This is a genomic window from Nostocoides sp. F2B08 (genome assembly GCF_009184895.1).
In the GTDB taxonomy this organism is placed as follows: domain Bacteria; phylum Actinomycetota; class Actinomycetes; order Actinomycetales; family Dermatophilaceae; genus F2B08.
The window spans coordinates 19,948-37,466 of the sequence record NZ_WESE01000012.1; the positions used below are offsets into that span (position 1 = coordinate 19,948).

General features: G+C 67.1%; 13 protein-coding genes. 3 read left to right on the forward strand and 10 right to left on the reverse strand.

The window, feature by feature from the left end; translation table 11 throughout:
- Positions 1-30: 30 nt before the first annotated feature.
- The 6 genes from GA707_RS18620 to GA707_RS18645 all read right to left on the reverse strand — a co-directional run bounded on the left by GA707_RS18620 (position 31) and on the right by GA707_RS18645 (position 6,494).
- Complete coding sequence (locus tag GA707_RS18620) at positions 31-249, reverse strand: hypothetical protein (protein WP_152179965.1); 219 nt, start codon at positions 247-249, stop codon at positions 31-33.
- Between the two features lie 272 nt (positions 250-521).
- Positions 522-1,316, reverse strand: coding sequence for a hypothetical protein (locus GA707_RS18625; protein WP_152179966.1), 795 nt, complete (start codon positions 1,314-1,316; stop codon positions 522-524).
- 320 nt (positions 1,317-1,636) lie between these two features.
- Complete coding sequence (locus GA707_RS18630; protein ID WP_152179967.1) at positions 1,637-1,951, reverse strand: hypothetical protein; 315 nt, start codon at positions 1,949-1,951, stop codon at positions 1,637-1,639.
- Entirely contained in the window at positions 1,948-2,271 is a 324-nt protein-coding gene (locus tag GA707_RS18635) for a hypothetical protein (RefSeq protein ID WP_152179968.1), read from the reverse strand. Before GA707_RS18635 ends, GA707_RS18630 begins: the two co-directional genes overlap by 4 nt.
- Entirely contained in the window at positions 2,268-4,373 is a 2,106-nt protein-coding gene (locus GA707_RS18640) for a cell division protein FtsK (protein WP_226963946.1), read from the reverse strand. The genes GA707_RS18635 and GA707_RS18640 overlap by 4 nt, the downstream gene beginning before the upstream one ends.
- Before the next feature lie 1,179 nt (positions 4,374-5,552).
- Positions 5,553-6,494, reverse strand: a complete 942-nt coding sequence (locus tag GA707_RS18645; protein ID WP_152179970.1) for a hypothetical protein — start codon at positions 6,492-6,494, stop codon at positions 5,553-5,555.
- Positions 6,495-7,024: 530 nt separating this feature from the next.
- Between GA707_RS18645 and GA707_RS18650 the strand changes: the two genes are divergently transcribed.
- The 3 genes from GA707_RS18650 to GA707_RS18660 all read left to right on the forward strand — a co-directional run bounded on the left by GA707_RS18650 (position 7,025) and on the right by GA707_RS18660 (position 10,288).
- Complete coding sequence (locus GA707_RS18650) at positions 7,025-8,641, forward strand: hypothetical protein (RefSeq protein WP_152179971.1); 1,617 nt, start codon at positions 7,025-7,027, stop codon at positions 8,639-8,641.
- A gap of 231 nt (positions 8,642-8,872) precedes the next feature.
- Positions 8,873-9,691 (forward strand): TIGR02391 family protein, encoded by an 819-nt coding sequence (locus GA707_RS18655; RefSeq protein ID WP_226963947.1) that lies wholly within the window; start codon positions 8,873-8,875, stop codon positions 9,689-9,691.
- Positions 9,692-9,796: 105 nt separating this feature from the next.
- The gene (locus GA707_RS18660) at positions 9,797-10,288 is read left to right on the forward strand and encodes a DUF6650 family protein (protein ID WP_226963948.1); all 492 of its coding nucleotides are present in this window, start codon (positions 9,797-9,799) and stop codon (positions 10,286-10,288) included.
- Between the two features lie 120 nt (positions 10,289-10,408).
- On the opposite strand, the gene GA707_RS18665 is transcribed toward GA707_RS18660, so the two are convergent.
- The 4 genes from GA707_RS18665 to GA707_RS18680 are packed head-to-tail and all read right to left on the reverse strand — an operon-like array spanning position 10,409 to position 17,516.
- Positions 10,409-12,073 (reverse strand): peptidoglycan DD-metalloendopeptidase family protein, encoded by a 1,665-nt coding sequence (locus GA707_RS18665; RefSeq protein ID WP_152179974.1) that lies wholly within the window; start codon positions 12,071-12,073, stop codon positions 10,409-10,411.
- The gene (locus tag GA707_RS18670; protein WP_152179975.1) at positions 12,070-12,705 is read right to left on the reverse strand and encodes a hypothetical protein; all 636 of its coding nucleotides are present in this window, start codon (positions 12,703-12,705) and stop codon (positions 12,070-12,072) included. The genes GA707_RS18665 and GA707_RS18670 overlap by 4 nt, the downstream gene beginning before the upstream one ends.
- A gap of 15 nt (positions 12,706-12,720) precedes the next feature.
- A complete protein-coding gene (locus tag GA707_RS18675; RefSeq protein WP_152179976.1) occupies positions 12,721-14,967 on the reverse strand; it encodes an integral membrane sensor protein in 2,247 nt (748 codons plus the stop codon).
- Positions 14,964-17,516 carry an ATP-binding protein gene (locus GA707_RS18680; protein ID WP_226963949.1) on the reverse strand — a complete coding sequence of 851 codons (2,553 nt, stop codon included), beginning with the start codon at positions 17,514-17,516 and terminating at the stop codon, positions 14,964-14,966. The genes GA707_RS18675 and GA707_RS18680 overlap by 4 nt, the downstream gene beginning before the upstream one ends.
- Positions 17,517-17,519: the final 3 nt, after the last annotated feature.

Here is a 17,519-nt window from a genome sequence, read left to right on the forward strand (position 1 = left end):
AGGGCCGGTGGGTGGCGGGAGTCTGGGCGCTCATGCCGCCACCCACCGGTTGCTGGTGATCCGGCCGATCAGCTCAGTTCGGCCGGCTCGGGTCAGGGCCACCTCGATGCTGTTGCGGCAGGCGCCGACGCGGTGCTCCAGCTCGAGCCAGGTGGCGCCCTGGGTGGCGAGCTCTGTCGAGGCAGCCCGGCAAGGCAAGCAGCGCCAGCGGTGGTTGACGTAGGTGTCGAGGACGCCGTGGGGTGCCATCTCGGTGCCGCCTTCCAGACGGGTGCTGATACCCGAAGGAAGGTGCTCGAGGTCGGACGGCTGTGACGGGCCAGGCCGCGGCCCGAACATCCGCGGGGCCGAGGAGGCAGTATTGCCGGGGACCAACCCAGCGCAACTCAACTCGACCCCGACGGATGACAAGTCAAGGACGCGAGTACCAACCCGCGTTGAGTCCTCGACCCGGGGGGCCAGACGAGTCCGGCCGGGGCCAGTGTAGATGGGAGCGGGGACACAGCCCTCCGGCATGTGGGTCACGTCTGGTTCCGGTGCTCGACAAACTCCGGGGAAGGGTGGCGCAGCTGCTGCATCAGCCACGGCCGGCAGGAGGGCCACAGCAGCGCCAGGGTGGGCATGTTCAGTCCGCTGACCGCCTCCCACACCTGGTTGGCGTCCTCCTGACCGTCGAAGGAGAGCACGAAGACGCCACTGCGTGAGGGCAGGTCAGCAGGGACCAAGGAGGCTGCGTCGCAGCGGATCACCACCAGAGGGGCATCAGCCCAGTGCTCGCGCACCTGCTCGGGTGCCACCCAGGTCAGGCCTGGCACCGATGGTGGGGACGACTGGGGTAGGGCCACTCCCACGCTAGGTCCGCAGCGCAGCTGGGGCCGGGTCCAGGACCATGGTGCGTCGGCGTAGCCGGGCAGGCGGTGGGTGGCCGCGGTGACGAGGGCCGCCAGCAGTCTGCAGGGAGTGCTCGCCGCCCAGGTCGGGCTGTTCCTGCAGGCCACCTGCGCGCTGTGCACGGCCTTGATGACCTCCACCGCGTCGATGGTGTCGACCCGATGGTGGGTATAGGTGCCTGCGGGTGCACGGTCGACCAGGCGGGTGCGGCCGTGATCGGAGAGCCACTGCACCGCCGCGGTGTTCTCGGCGCGCAGCATCCGCCCGGCATCGGTGCTCGAGGCGACGACGACGTGACGCTCAAGGGAGGACTGGGCGAAAGCCGCAGTGGTGGGCGAGGCCAACAGCCGCCACTCAGCAGCGGCGGTGACCAGCAGGTCGATGTGGTCGTCGCTCAGGACGGGTGTCGGGCAGGTCGTTGTCATCAGGATCGCTCCCTCTGTCGAGCTGGTCAGGCTCGTGTGGTTGGTGACCTCAACCTGACACCACTTGCTGCGACCCGTCCACTCGGTGTGGGTCGCCGCCACACACCCACCCGGTCTACCGAGATGGACGAGTGGAGGACCCGGCGGACGATCGAGGAGGAACAACTGAACCGTCAGGTCGCCTTTGCAGCGGGTGAGTCTTGCCGCAGCCGGAGCGAAGCGGCCGCGGTGCAGGGACTACTTCACCGCGGCGACCCGAGACGGGTAGGCGTTCCTCATTTGCACCGTCGGGGCTCGCCGACCGGCGTGAGGACCTCGCCTCAGCTGGCGAGCTTCTTCATCGGGTGGCGAGGAATCCAGTGAGCCGGCTTCTCGACCCCTTTGACCCAGGCGGAACCGGCCGCGATACCCGTGTAGTCGTCGGCTTCCGCCCACATCCGGCACTCAGTCACGATCGGGCAGCGCGCGCAGACCACCACCAATGGCTCCGCAGCGGCCCACGCCTTGGCCTGGGAACCAGCAGCGGAGTGCAGCTGCTCCTGCTGATTCCACTTCTTGCCCTGCCCCGCGCACGCAGCGGCAACCAGCCGAACAGAGGCTGCCTGAGCCAAAGCCTCCTTGCTCCGCGAGCTCACGCCTGATCCTGTCGACGACGGGCGATCGCATGCCGGGCCGAGCTGACAGCAACAACAAGAGCGGCCGCCACCACCGCCGCCAGGATCGCCAAGCGCGCGACGTCCAGGCCGGCCCCGGCAGCGCCGGGCACCTGGACGAGTGGTTCAGCCGGGGCAGCCACCAGAACCTGATGCTCGACCAACCAGGTGGCGCCCTTGAGCCAGAACGCGCCCGCTGAGGCGATCACGATCCCGAGCAGAGCAAGTCCGACGTGGATCAGCAGCACCTCCTCCTCAGGGGTGTCGGCAAGTCCGTTACCTCGGTACGGGCTGGTGCTCACGCTGTCTCCTCTGGTCGGCGCACGTCGATGTAGTTGTCGTCAGGCAGGGAGATGGATCCGGACTCGTCGCCGTCGCCGCGCCAGGAGACCGCGATCAGTCCTGGGGCTGCGAGGTCCTCCTCGGGTGGCTCGTCGATGACGACCCACTCCCCCGTCCCGTCCTCGATCTGGATCAGGTCACCCACGATCAAGTCCCGGGCGGAGCATCCAACCGGCGGCGCGTAGCCGACGTACTCATCAAGATCGGTCCAGGCTGTGCCGCTGGGGTGCTCCCCCTCGGCCGCGGACTGCTCGAGCGCCTCGACGAGGCGCAGGTGCGGCCGGCAGGAGGCCTCCACGGCATCGGTGGGACCGATGCCCAGCGAAGCCATCGTTGAGGACAGCGCCCTCCCGTCGACGGAGTCCGTGCCGGCGGCACCGGACAGCGGGTCGAGATCGGGACGGTTCTCGGCCAGGTCCCACGTTGCGCGCGCATAGTCCCGGAATGTCGGAGGGGTCGGCTCCCCTCCGTCGAGGTCGACCTCGCCCTCGGGAGGGACGATTAGCAGTCGGGGCCAGCGCGCTTCGATGGGCCGGATCGCCTCGAGCAGCTGCCCTTCCTCGCTCCCCTCTTCGGCGTTGATGTCGGGGAAGCGGTAGCACTGCACCTCGACGGGTTTGCCATCCTCATGGGTGGCGGTCGCACGGCCGGTGCGAGCTCGAGGAAGGCTGACCCCGACCGCCGGGTTCTCCCACATCATCATCGCGCCTTGCGGACTGAGGCGGCCCATGGAAATCCGAAAGCCGAAGTTGTCTCTCATCTCACCGCCCAGGAACTCCGCATCCGGACGTTGGGTGGACAGCACCAGGTGGATCCTGGCGGTGCGGGCCTTGCGAGCCAATGAGGCCACCTCGGCCAGGGTCGGTGGCTTGGTCGGGTCGCCCTTCACCTTGATCTGGGCGTACCACTCGAAGAGGTTGGAGCGGAACTCGGCGAACTCATCGAGGAAGACCACCAACGGCTCGAAGTCGTTGACGGTCGCCTTTCCCTCCTCGATCAGCTGGTAGCGGTACTCCATCAGTTCCCACACCCTGCGGATCAGCGCCACCTGCTGGGGGATGCTGCCGGCGACGATCTGCACATTGGGCCAGGTGCGGAAGTCCAGGAACTCAACCCGCTTGGCGTCCAGCACCCAGACCGGCCATCCGAACTGCGTGATCTGGCCCAGCAGCGCGTGGGCGGTCGAGGTCTTGCCGGTGCCGGTGCCGCCGGTGAGCATGGCCTGCGGGACCCGGGCTGGATACCAGAGGATCTCGCGGCCGTCCTCGTCGACGGCGCAGGGGATCTTCACCTGGCGGTAGTTGCGCAGCAGGTCGTCAGTGTCCTCTGGGGCACGTGGGGGAAGCCAGACACTGGAGGGCAGCGAGGGGCGGACCTCGAAGCGCACCTCGTCACCTTCCAAGTCCCAGACCGCCCGCCAGCGCCCCGGCATCATCGTCGAGATCACCCTCTCGATCCGGTTGCGGTAGCCGGAGGCGGCCAGCTTCGCGCCGGCCTGGTGGCTGACAGTGAGCGCTCGGAGCTCGTCTCCCTCCAGCTCCGTGCTGGTGACCTTCGCGGTCGGGCCGATCAGCTCGGTGATGGCGCGCTCGGCCCGCACCTGCGAGTAGGGCGGTTCCTTCTCCTCGGCCCGATCCTTGGTGACCAAGGCCAGCCAGATCGTGCACCGCCGTGGCTCGTGTCGAGCCACCTCGTAGCGGGCCAGCAGTCTGGAGTTGAGGACAGCGAGGATCTCGCTCTTCCACATCGGATCGTTGTCGGGGGCGCCGGGTGCATAGTGGATCCGTACCCGCGCCGGCAGTCCGGGCCAGCGGTTGGTCCACTTCGTCGTCTTCACGATGCGCCGGTCTAGGTGCCGTACCCCCAGCAGGGGGGCCAACGCCTCGAGGACTTTGTCCTCGAGGTCGCGGCGACGCTTGGCCCGCTGGCCGGTCACCGCCAGCGCGGCTCCCCCGCCGACACCGACCAGCAGCGAGGGAAGCTCCAGACCCGGGTATCCGACCAAAGGAGCAGCGCCGAAGCCAGCGACCCCTGCTACAGCGAACAGCGCTGCGTCACGCAAGTGCGTTGAGGGACGAGCGGGGACCTTTGCGGCCGGGGCCGCGGGAGCAGTACCCGGCCGGGGAGCGCCTGGTCGACGCTGGAGTGTTCGAGCAGCCGGCATACCGGCCTCCTTCTGATCGAGTCTTGTCCTCGATCAGGAAGGTGCGGGAGCTTGGAAGATTGTGACGGCGAGCCTGTGGGGGATGTGGTGTGACCGTGGTGGGGGCTGGTTGCCCATCAACTGATGGTGCGTTGACCGGTCAACGGAGAGGCAGTGCTCCCACCATCGACGAGGCGTTGCCCGCTAGTTAGGGGTGGACCTTGCCCTACCGAGGGGGCAGTTGGTCGCTTGACGTGCCCCCTAAACTCGGCCTCGGGCATGGTTCTCGAAGAGGTTCTGAACGAGAGACGAGTTCTAAGGAACCCTTCAGCCCACTTGCAGTAGCTCTTTTTTTTTGTTGTGGAGATGCATCCAAGATTGAACTCTTGCCCGATGAACTTTGAGTTCCCGTCGTCGTGATGCACCTACTGTTGTGCCTCCGTTCGGGCACGCACTCGTGCGGCGTGCTGCACGCTGCTCTTGCACTTCTCGCCGACCGGCACCTCGCAGGTGGGGCACGCCACGCTGAAGTCGCCCCTGGCCCTCGAGTTGTTGCTCTCTGCTTTCAACCGACTCCGCCGGGGACGGCGCTTCACAGGGGGCTCTTCAAGACTTGATCGGAGGGAGAGGAGCCGGCTGGCCTCGTGCAACTGCTCGAGGAGCTCCGGGCCAAAGATCTTCCGCCCCGGAGAGTGGGAGTACCCGCACTGGCGAAGGTAGTAGTCCACCCATTCGCCGAGTCGTCTTTGCTCCGCGGCCGCAGAGTGATGCTCAGTCTCGCAAGCCTGGCAGCAGTAGAGCTGGTCTGGTGGGGGCTGGTCGGCTCGCCACTCGATGAGGTTCGAGCACGCGGGACGATGGCACGCATACGAAAGATCCAGGGCCAGCAGCTCGAGAACGAAGGCACGTGCCTCGGCCGCGTCACTGACTAGTCGAGCCTCTCTCTCCCATGCCTGCAGATCTGGGTTTGAAACCCAGCCCAGGATCGTCGCTGGTGTGCGCACGCCTGTGTGTCCAGCAGCGATCAAGGCGGCCGCGTACTCGGTAGCGCCTGCCTCCTTCGCTTCTTGGTATATGCGCAGGGCCGCCAGTTTTGTGTCACCCAGATGTCTCGTCATGCTCCCCGCCCCTTCCTCGGGGATGGCGCTGCGACCTACGGTCGGTGGCTTGGCGACGGGCTGCGGCCAAGATCGCCTCCCGGGTCGGCGCCCACCACGGTTCGGGCGCTGGCGGGTCGAGGATGAGGACTGCCTGCGTTGCAGACCCGTGAAGGCTGGCCAGCACGATCCGTCCACGTTTGGGGTTCATTCCAGACCAGAACGCACCGCCGAGCCTGAGTTTGTGCAGTCGATCAACCTGCGCCTCCAGCTCTGGCAGGTACTGGTCGACGGAGGGAAGCTCGCTGTCGAAGTACGGGCCGGCCTGGTACTCCAAGTGAAGTCCAGCTGAGATCGTTGTTCGGTACATCTCGGCCGGCAGTAGCTCCGCGAGCTCCGGGTCGTTATCGGTGAAGACGCTGATAACCATGAGACGGGGGGGATCGGTTGTCGCGAGACGGCGGAGCATTGCCTCGAGCCGGACGAGTGCCTGGATCTCTGGGTCGTCGAGTTGGGCCACTTTGCCGAACGCAGGTTCCCATGCGAGCCGGCCATCGGCATCGAGGGCGGGTCTCTCTAGGTGAACCAGCAGAAGGCGCCAGTCCGACCGGGCATCGACGAACTCGGCAAGCTCAGCGACAGCCTCGGGGACTTCTGCATACCCGATCACCTCACTACCGGCGCCAAAGACGACGGCGCGCGCGTGAGCTGCCCGGTACCGCTCGGGGTACGGACCGATCGCGAGAGTTGGGATCCGAGCAGCAGCAGCCACTCGCAGAAGCTCTTGCGCCAGAGGCAGGGCGTCGCCGGCCGAGTCGTCAAGAACGATCCGCGATGAGCCGGGTTGAGGACTCCAAGTGACCTGGTTGGCATCCGAGTCGGAGCCAGCCACCGCGTCGCCCAGAATGAAGATTGGGGGCTCTGTCGGACTGATCGGCAGCACCCGGGATCCTTCGCCGCCCGATCCTGACGCTTGCGTTCCATGACGGAGAGCCGTCGTGTAGTTCGTTCCTGCGGCCTTGGCTGCTGCCCTGATTCGGGCTTTACGGTTTGCGTGCTTGGTCATCACATTGCTCAAATCCGAGTGTCGAACGCAGCCATGGGGCCGCGCCCCGCTTGCGGCTGCCCGCCAGACGGATGGAGAAACTGATGCGCGATCCCCGAAGGACCCTGTCGTCCGTGTGGACCCTGCGCGGAGGATCTACTCAGAGCGGGGCCGGCGCACGGCCCTGACTGAAAGACTAGACGCCCGGAGCTCTTGTAGCGACCAGGACGAGCAGCGGCAGGGGCTAGCTTGCTGGTGCAACTCCATTGTTGGAACCGTCTGAATGGGTCGAACCGACCCGATCGTTCGAGAGTCAGCGTCCAGCCGGCCTGGCCCTGCGACGATGGAGGCATGCTGTCGTACCTACGCCCGCGATGTGACCCGCGGTGACTCAGTTGCCTGGCTCCAGCTCAGGGAAGACGCTCGGCGTGAGTGCTGCGAAGGCGGGTCTCAGGCTCGTTGGGGGATCTGACCTGGCAGACGTGATCGCCGATCTGACCGGCCTCTCCACGAGGCGGGTCAAGTCTCTCGCGCGAGAGGGGACGCGCCGGCTGCAGCAGAGCGGACAGATGGCGCACGAGTACCGCGAGGTGACGGTTAACTCCTACTCGGCCATGGAGGCCGCGGTCGGGAGCGCGTTCCGGAGAGCCGTCGAACGAGGCAAGGAAGCCGTCCCAGTTGCCGCCCTCGCCGGAACTGATGACTTGATCGACGCCGTCACCGACCGAGTGTTGCGCCATGAGATGAACGGGTGGTCGCGGGACGAAGCCGCCTACGCGGCCGCACTCACGCGGGAAGTGGCACGGCTGTGTCGCGCGTGGTATCTCGAGGATGAAACCGCCCGAGGCTTCGCGACGGCCGCCGGCGTGGGGCAGGTGCTGAAGAGCCAGGGCCAGGTGCTGTCGGGACAGTACGAGGCGCTTTCAATCCTGCGCGAACAGTTCGGTGCGTCTCGCCCAGTCCAGTTGGACGCAGCAGTCGAGGCGCTGGAGCGAGCTCTCGCCGAGGTCGGCTGGACATGGACGCCTGCCCGCACGGGCGCGGTTAGCGGCCTCGACGGGTTCATGACACCCACCGACAAGGACGGCGCCATGCTCCCCTTCCAGATCCCTGTTCGCCTTCTCAGGGGTCACACCCGCGAGGGCAACCGAGGCGAGCTCTTGGGACCATATGCCTCCCAAGACGACGTTGCCCTGCTGAGCGCGCACGTGCCGAGCGGATACTTGATGATCTACTCCGAACCGGACGGGTCGCTCTATTTCGCGCAAGCAGCGACGGTCGCTGACTGGTTCAGTCGCAGCAAGAAGAGCCGCGACCGCGTCAGGGTGATGCGCTCTGACCTCATCACTGAGGCGACGCTGCGCGTGATCGGGCGCAACGCCCGCGCAGACCGGCAACACCTCGTCGAGGCGCTCGAGTCACCGGAGCTACGAGAGCCTGCTGTGCGCCTATACCAAACTCTCAGCTCGGCCCACCACATATTCTTCGAGTTCCTCGCCGCCTTAGCTTTTGTTGACCCTGGGAACCTCCTGTTCGTACATCATCAGTGGGCTGGCGGCGTCGCCGCGGAAGGCCCGAACGAGGACGACTACCTCCAAGGGGTCGTTTCGACGATGAATGAGTACGAGGTGGCACCGCCCGTCGAACTGCTCAAGGACTTCCCCGCTCCATCACTCATGCTGACCGTGATGCGCTCAGTCATCGACCAGCTCGACGCGATCAGCTCATCGCTCGAAACGGACGGTCCTGGAGTTGCTGACCAGCTGGGTGTACCCGGACTCCGCGCGACGGTCTCTGGTGCGATCGAGCGCTCGTTTCGCACGACTGATGGAGCACCCCTGCTGGTTACCACCCCCGACCACGAGGAGCCTTCCCTTGTCGTCCTGAACTCGGGTCACTACTTCATGAACGTTGCTCTGGTCGCCCTCGTTGTCGACCGCCTAGTCCACTCCATTCGTGGGGTCGTGCTGCCGCCAGTCGAGGACAGCCAGAAGATCACCCCAGCACCGACGTGGATCCGCTATCGCGCCAATCCGGGGAAGTAGCACTTCGGTTGGTGCGCAGCGTCTTCGAGGCGAAGACGCTCGTCACCTCTTGGGCGAGGCCATTATTCCAACCGCGTGAATGGGCAGTTCTGGCCGCTCCGCGGCGTCACACTCCCGTAGGACTTCGACCGCCGACCCGTCGGGCTTGTCAGGATGCGGTTCTCCCCGCCAGGAACGGCGCTACCCATGGCAGAGTCCGGAGGCAGACCGAGAGGAAGGCGGGGTGACGACGTGGCAGGACGGCCGACCCCAGTTTTCGACCTGCAGCTCACCGAAGCGGTGTGCAACATCCTTGCGGCCACCGACTATCCCGGGCTGACGGTCAGCGAGATCGTGTCGGCGCTCCGCCCAGCCAAGCTCGACGGTCTGGATGACGGACCCAACAAGCGCACTCGGCTGTTGACGACCGTTCACAACGCCCAGGTCAAGCGGGGCAGCGGCAACACCCTGGTGGCATTCATCAACGCGGCGATGAACCCGACACGGTACGTCCAGGACCACACAAGATTCGAGGCATTGCGAGGCGAGCTGAACGCGATGCTGGTGCTCTACGGGTTCCGAGTGAACGAGCAAGGCAATCTCGCGAGGGGCGCTGTCGCGGCGACCTTATCCGAGGCTGCGCAACTGTCTGGCGAACTCCTCACCGAGCTGCGACGCCGGGGATGCCACGACGCCCTCCTGTTGTACTGCTCTGAGGAGCTCATTCGTCAGTCGCTCTTTCACGCGATCAGCGAGGCCGCCAAGAGCATCCCGGACCGGATCCGGCGCCACACCCGCCTCGCCGGCGATGGGGCCGCCCTGTATGACCAGGTCTTCGGCACCAACAATGTGGCGCCACTGGTCGCCATTACCAGCCTGACCAACGACTCCCAGATCAGCGAGCACCGCGGCTTCAAGAACCTCCTGCTCGGCATCCATGGCCACTACCGCAACCCACGCGCCCACCAGACCCGGCTCGGCTCCGCCGAGCAGCGCCAGGACTTCTTCGACGCCTTCGCCCTGTTTTCCTACATACACCGACGCCTCGACCACGCCGGCGTCCAGGCGTGACGGAGGGCAGGCCGACCCCCGGGAGCGCGATCGCCAGGAGATGCTGGGCAGTCGGTCCGAGTAGATCGACCGACAGTTGTGCTCTGGGCTGGCAATGTAGGGCCCGTGAAGTTCAAGGAGATCGTGAACCGTGTCAACGGCGTGAGCTGCCCGATCTTCGGTGTTCAGTGGGATCCCGGGACGGCCGACGTCGAGGTTGCTCGCCGAGTGATCTCTTTCGTCGAGACCCGCCGCGTGCTGTTCTCGTCCTACACCAACGAGGTCCCCGACCAGTGCGTAGCCTCGGTGCTAGAGATCCGCTCGTTCCTAACCGAGGTGATCGGGCAGGGACGCATTGCCGATGAGCTGTCTGGCCCGTTGAGAGTGATGCGCCGCTACTGCGTGAGGTTCCTCGAACGAGTGGGTGCAGTCGAGCCCCGCGACGGCGGAGCGCAGCGCCACCTGTTCCGCGACCCCCAGTGGCACATGAACGACTACTGGTTCGGAGAGGCCCTCGGGGAGCTTCGCTCAGGCGTTGGGCTGCAGGTAGCGATCGTCGCCGCATCATTTGGGCTGGACGTGGACGATGACCTGGCTCGGATGTTGCCTTCCCAGTGAACCCGATCGCGATTGGCCCCACTCCCCGCCGAGTTCGAGTCGCCAAACCACCTCTTGAGCGGCCCTCCGACACGACGACCCTTGGGAGAGTGCTGAACGAATCACGTTGTGTCGCAGCGACTATGGGTGGTTCGCGTAGCGCTTGATGGACCAGGCCATTGCCTCGTAGTGGCTGGAGCCCTTGAGTTGGACGATCTCGACGGTCTTGCCGGGTCGGGGTGCGTGGATCATTTCTCCGTTGCCGATGTAGATGCCGACGTGTCCGAAGCTGCCTGGGGAACCTGAGCCGTCTTCACTGAAAGAGATGACGTCACCGGGTTGTATCCGGTTCCAGTCGCGGGGCACGGTGGTACCGCGTGAGTCTTTCCCTTGCGCTTCGGCGCTGTGGGTCAACTGGACCCCGGTGGAGTTGTAGACCGCGAACATCACCAGCCCGGAGCAGTCGAAGCCGACGGTGCGGGTCCCGTCGAGGCTGGGGCTGGAGTAGATGCCCAGGCTCGGACCTTGGTAGTTGCCGCCGCCCCAGCTGTAAGGGGTGCCCTGGTAGTGCTTGGCGGCCGCGACGATGGCCTCACCGGAGCCGTCTCCAGGGTTGAGCAGCTCACCAGGTCCTCCTTCGTCGCAGCCCTCGAGGAAGCCGCCGGCGGGCAGGCTCTCCAGCAGCGAGGGGTCCACGGTCAGGGTGGAGACCATTAGGACGGCGTCGGCCCAGTAGGGCGTGTAGTGGTAAGGGTCGGCGTTGCGCTGTGCCTTGTGCGCGGCCAGGGTCGGTTCCATGGAGAGGTAGCCCGGGACAGCGGTGAGGGCTTTGAAGAAGTTGGTTGAGGCGATGGTGGGGTTCATCCGGTCGGCCAGGGTGCCCCAGGCGCCGTTGTCTCGCTGCTGGAACAGTCCACGCGAGTCAGGCCCTGCCGCGTCGCCGTGGCCGATGTTGACCAGGTTCGACTCCCCCATCGCGGTCATCACACCGATCGTGATGCTCCTGGCGTCCAGCCCCATGGTGTGGCCCGCCTTGATGACGTAGCCGGCGTTGACGACCTGCTCACCCTTGTAGGGACCCACCTGGGCAGGCAAGGTCGAGACGAGCGGCTTGGCACTGATCGGCCCCGTTGCCGGGGTGGCCAGGATCGGGGTCGGGTCTTCAGGAAGGGTCGAACTGGAAGGGGCGGCGGTAACCGCCGGCGGGGCGGCGGCGGTGCCTCGGGTGGTGGGGAGGGCCAACCCTTGCGTGTTGAGCCACTCTCGCGGGTTGACCGGCTGACCGTTGATGTTGACCGTGAAGTGCAGATGTGAGCCGGTCGAGTTGCCGGTGGAGCCCTCGATGCCGAGCGGTTTGCCAGGCCAGACCTTCTCCCCCACGCTGACCGAGCGGGAGGCGAGGTGCATGTAGACGGTGTTGACCCCTCCTCCGTGGTCGACGACGACGGAGTTTCCGCCACCGCGGGGAGAAAAGGGCAGCGCGGAGACCACCCCCGCACTCGAGGCGACCACCGTCTTGGATGTCCCGGTCATGACCAGGTCGATGCCACCGTGGAGCTTGTAGACCCCGCCACCGTAGGGGCCAGGGTTGTACCTCATGCCGTACTCGCTTGTGACGGTGAAGGCACCGGTGACGGGTAGGCGCACTGGCCCCCCCACCGCGTTGACGATCGAGGTGACGCACGGGTTCTGGGCGGCCGAGGCGCTGGCGGTGAAGATCACCGTGATCAAGCCGAGCAGGGCTGGGGCGAGGATCAGACCCGTCCCGGTCAGCGCGATCAGGAGCAGGAGCAGCGTCTTCTTCATCGCTGTCCGCCGCTCTCCGGAGTCGCGCGGGTGATTCGGATGCCGTCGCTCGAGGTCGTCATCTCGACCTCGTACCAGCCGGCGTTCGTGGGTACGCGAGCGATGGTCAGGAGCTCGCTCGGTGCGACGCTGGGCAGGATGATCGCGGGCCCGGTGACTTCACTGAAAGGCACGTTCTGGGGGTCGGTGCCCGCATAGGCCACCACGGCTTGCTCGCTCAGCTGCGGGGCGACTCTGCCCCACCATTGCTGTTCCGACACCGACGTCGGGGGGCGGGCGAAGTCGGCCATGAAGGTCACTGCTGCCTGGGCGTAGGCGCTGAACTGTCGCGCCTGTAGGTCGTCACGGGGGATGGCAGGCTCGGTTGGGTTGACCGGCTCCCCGTCGGGCTCGACCGGCTCCACAGGAGGGGCCGCAGGAGCGCTCGTGGGCGAAGCGCTGGAGGGGGTGGAGGTCGCAGCTTCAGGGGTGGCGGCGGCCGGCGCCGAAGTCGCCGCGACGGGTGCCGACGAGGCCGAGCTGGGCTGGACCGGCGCCGGCGCCGGCGGGGCAGTGTCGTCGCGCTGCTGCAGAGACCACAGGGCGATCAGGGTGAGGACGGCCAGGACGAGGGAGCCGAGGTACCGGCGCATGTCACATCACGACCTTCAGGCGGAGCGGCGAGGACGACTGGCCCGGTCGGCCAGCCGCTGGCGCAGGCGGTCGGCCCGTTGTGCGTTCTCCGACCGTGGCGGGCTGGGGGTCGGGTTCTGACGCGACGGCCTCTTCACCGGTGTCGGGTGGTGCGGTGTAGTGGGAGGTGGGTCCGTTTGGCGCGGCGGCAGCTGCTTGCCCTGGACCGGCTTGGTCTTGCCTGCAGGCACCCGGGTGTCCTTGCCGGGGCGTGACGGCGAGGCGGCGGCTTCCGTGGCATGAAGCGGGCCCGGCCTGGTCGAGGACCGCGAGGACACGACCTGGCCTTGGACCACGGTCCCCGACGCCCGGTACGCCGGACCCCGGACTGGGGCGGGCGTGGTCCGAGGTGAGGCCGGGCGGCCGCTAGTGGAGGCTCCAGACTGCCCGGCGCTGATCGCCAGCCGAGAGGCCAGGGCCGCGCGCCGGGCGGTCTTGCCGGCACTGGCCACTCGGGCCGCGCCAGTGACCGCAGTCGAAGCACCGCCGGTGGCAGAAGCTAGGGCAACGTGGGTTCCGGCGCGCACCAGTGCGCCAGCGGCCTTCTTCCGCGCCTCGATCCGCTTGAGACCCCCACCACCTGAAGTCGGGCTCTCCCCCGGCGCACCAGGTATGAAGAACCGGTCCGAGGGGCCAAGCTGCGGGCGGTCCGGCCCACTCGGCAGCTGTGAACGGCCAGCCCCTCCACCGCCTGGTCGCGATGTCGGCACCGCGTCCACGTGCGGCCCTCCGCTACCGCCGTCGCTGCGTCGCGGGAAGGGCAGAAAGATCGCGGCTTGCTGCCGGTTGTCCACGAACGTGGGACTGGGCTCTCGGCCAGCAACGGCACGCTGGGCTCGCAGCTGAGCCAGACCGGTGGCGGTGCGCACTGCCGTCGCCGCCGCACCCATCCCGACGCCGGGAACGCGCTCGGGAAGCCGCGTGGCCGGGGCGCCACCGGGCCGCTGCGACATCCACTGCGCCAGGCGCGCAGAGGCCGCCTTGAGCTGCTTGCGTTGCCGCATGTAGATGAATAGCCCGACCACGATGAGGACATCGACGATGACGAAGGTCTTCGGGATCGACTCCCCCTTCGAGGCAGCGAACATCGCCTGGATCACCAGCAGGAACACCGACAGGAAGACACTGGTGAAGACGATGATCAGCAACGCCACCACCGTCTCGGCGGCCGTGAGCATGAGCGACCCGCGGCCGCCACCGGGCAGCAGCCCGGTCACGAACGTCACGATCGCCTTCAGTGACTGGAACATCGCCCACACAGCGGCCGCGATGACGGACCCGCCCAGCAGCATGCACATCGCCAGGATCACGAACGCGGCCGGGAAGAACACCACCGAACCCAGGGCCATCGAGGCGGACGGGTTGGCGGCGTACTCACCCAGGGTGTCGTCGCAGTCGGAGATCTTGTCCCGGATGTCCGACTCGTTGCCGTAGGGCCCGCCCTTGACTACGTCGTTGTAGGGACCCTCACACGCGCCGCCGTCGAGGACCTGGCCGAAGTTGATCATCTGCGTGGGCTGGCGGATGAAGGTATCGACCAGCTGGCCAGTCTGCTCCAGGCGCAGCTGCTCGGGGCTCTTACCAGCCGCGTCCCCGGTAGCCAGAGCGGCTGCGAGCTCCTGACCGGTCTGGTTGGCCTTGACGATGTACCCGTCGGGTCCGGCGATCATCTGCACGGGCTGCGCGAACACACCCGAAGCGAGCGCGGCGATGACGCAGGCGATGCCGACCTCCCAGATCGCGGTGGTGTGCCGGCCCTTGAGCATCCACAGCCCGGCCAGCAACGCGGTCAACGTCAAGAAAGTGGGCACCAGACCCAGTCGGGTGACGACCTGCTGCATCGCGCTGCCCACGGCCAGCAGCGGGGTGGCGATCGTCTGGATCCAGGTGAACGACAGAACCCAGTCCAGGAACCACAGAGCCAGCGCGCACCAGGACCGGTATGCGCCCCAGCAGGCGTCCGTCATCGACGCCCAGAAGAACTTGTCCGGTGAGGTGATACCGCCACGGTCCAGCGACATCTCAAAGTTCCAGATCGAGATCCCACGCGAGTCCTTCAGCTCGATCCACGCCAACGCCGGAGGGGTCTGTCCGATCTTGTCTGCGGCGGCAACCGGGGCCGCCGCCGCACTCGGCACGCGCACCACCATCAACAGCAGCCAGCCAGCGGCCAGGGATAGGGCGCGCAGCACCCACAGACCGCGACCTCGCAGCCACGTCATCCCTCCTCCTCAACGCGGTGAGAGGCCTTGACGCTGGCCGAGCCGCCGGCGGTGATGGCGGCCGCGCGCTCCTGCCGCGCAGGGAGCAGGACCTTGACCCGGCCGACGTTGCCGGACATGTCGCGCATGGTGGCCTCGCCGCGGCGGTGCACGGGGACCTCTTTGCCGTCCGAGCCCAACGGGGAGGTGTCGTGGCGGACCATCTCGATCAGCTGCTCGTCCTCGGGGTCCAGGTCCAGCCAAGCAAGGCCGCGCTTGGCCAAGGTCTTGTCTCGATGGCGCATGAGGATCCGAGTGGGGATCAGCCCACGAAGAGTCGGGCTGCCGAAGTCAGCCTCGGGGTCATGAGAGTCCAGCAGCACCACCGCGCGGTGCTTGCGGCCGTCTCGCACGAAGTCGACAAGCTCCCGCTCGCCCTCGAAGGAGATCGTCATCGAGTGCGCCTCGGAGACAACGAACCCGGCCAGGATCGAGGTGTCCTCGAAGCACACGTGGCGGGAGAGCGCCGCGATGAGTGCATTGAGCGCGCGACCAAACAGCTTCTCCAAGCCGAGCTGTTCAAAGAGGTGCTCGTGCTCGAGCTCCTCGCGTGAGGGCAGCTGCAAGGTGTGGGTGCGGATCACCACAGCCCGGGTGGACAAGTCCAGGGGTGGGACCGAACCGTCGAAGATGACACGACCGATCTCACGGCGAGCGAAGACGTTGACCAGGCGGGCCAGCTCCCCAGCCCCGGCCAGGGTGCAGCCGTCGTGGAGGTGGGCGAGCAGGTCACCGGAGGACGTCAGCTCGTGCCGTTCCAGGTAGACCGGGTCGAGGACGTCGGAGAGCAACACGCCTCGCTCGCTGGTGGGGCGGACGTTGAGCAGCGGAGTGAGGAAGGTTTGCATGATTCGGCTGCCGGTGCGGGGCCCGAAGACGCGCAGGGGGTCCAGGGACAGCACGGGGTCGGCAGCGTTGACGACGACGGCCCGGGTCAGTGCTCCTGCCCAGGACGCCCACTCCCCCTTTGCTGTGCGGTCGGCGATGACGAGCTGGCCGCCGCGGTCGATGACGTCACCAGCCAGTTTCATGAGCGTGGCGGTCTTGCCGGCGCCGAGCTCGCCCGCAACCGCGGCTGAGCCGGAGATCTGCCGGTCGGAGGCTCCTTCGAGGTCATGCAGGACGATGCTGGAGGGGCCGCAGGGGACGTTCTCGGCCAGGAGCGGACCGTGCGCGATGTTCAGCCCGAGGGCGGACCCCTTGGAGTCGCCCAGACGCACCGAGGCCAGGGGGACGGTCGCCGCCAAGGCTTTGCTCGTGGTGATCTGTGCGAACTCCCGCACGGCCCGTGAGGCGGGTACGCCGGGCTGCATTGCCCACCACAACTCCTCCTGGTAGCCCAAGGGGGCCGAGAGCTTGTAGCCGGTGTCGCCGAGGAAGTCGGACAGGGCTCGCGCTTGCTGCCGGGATGAGGCGGGGGTGGGGCCGGCCACTGCGAAGATCATGGTGGCCTGGGCTTCGACCTCGAGCTTGTCGGACTCGAGGATGCCCACGTACTCAGCTAGGTCGTCACCGACCCGGTCGAGCATGTTCAGGCCGTGGGAGACCTCGCCTTCGCGCTGGCCGTACTGCTCGTTGAGGTTGCGCAGGGCACGCTGGTTCTGGGAGGCGACGGCCGCGGAGGACCGGATCGAGAGCCGCATCGCCCAGTCGACGTCGATTCCCGACTCGTCGATGCGTCCGATGACCTCCGAACCGGGGAAGAGCATGCCTCCGTCGGGGACGTCGGAGATGACCATCAGTGACTGGTAGGACGACTCCACCTCGGCAACCGAGGAGGCGTCGGAGACCTTGAGGTAGCGACGGGAGATCGGGTTCAGCCGAGCCGGCGACTTGGGGTCGAGGTCGCTCTGGCCACCTTCGTCGAGGACCGGCTCACCCAGGGCAGCGCCTGTCTTGGGGGTCAGCAAGGCCGCGGCGACGTCGTCTTCCCCGGGGCCGGGCAGGTCGAGGTCCTGGAACAGACCTCGACGAATCGCGTGCTGATGGAGCCAGACCATCTGAGCAGGCGTGGCCGGGACGGGGTTGAAGGGGCCGGGGATGCTCTCGGCGACTCGGGCAGCCTGGGCCAGGCGGCGTTCGACGTCGCCGAGTGGGATCTCGGCGCGGGGCAAACCGAGTCGGTCCCGCAGGTCGGACGTGGCCGCCTTGAACGGCTCGGTAAACCGGTCGGAGGGCTTGTCGTCGCCGAGTGGGACAGAGAGCCAGAACACGCGCTGACCAGGCCCCAGACGGTCAAGGGTGTCGAGAGTGGCCTCGCACTCGGCAACCCAGTCCGGGCAGTCCTCCAAGTCCACGCCCTCGAGCATCTTGGAGACCACTACGGCCGGGTCCAGACCGGAGTTGATGCCCAGCAGCAGTGACTCCCCCGGCAGGGCCCGGAACAACGCCGTGTGCAGGGCTCGCACGCCGTGCTTGTCCTTGGTGGGGCGCAGCCCGTAGGGAAGTCCGGTGAGCAGCCAGTCGGCCCACACCGACCCGGAACGGGTCCAGCGCAGGTTGGCCGCCATGGA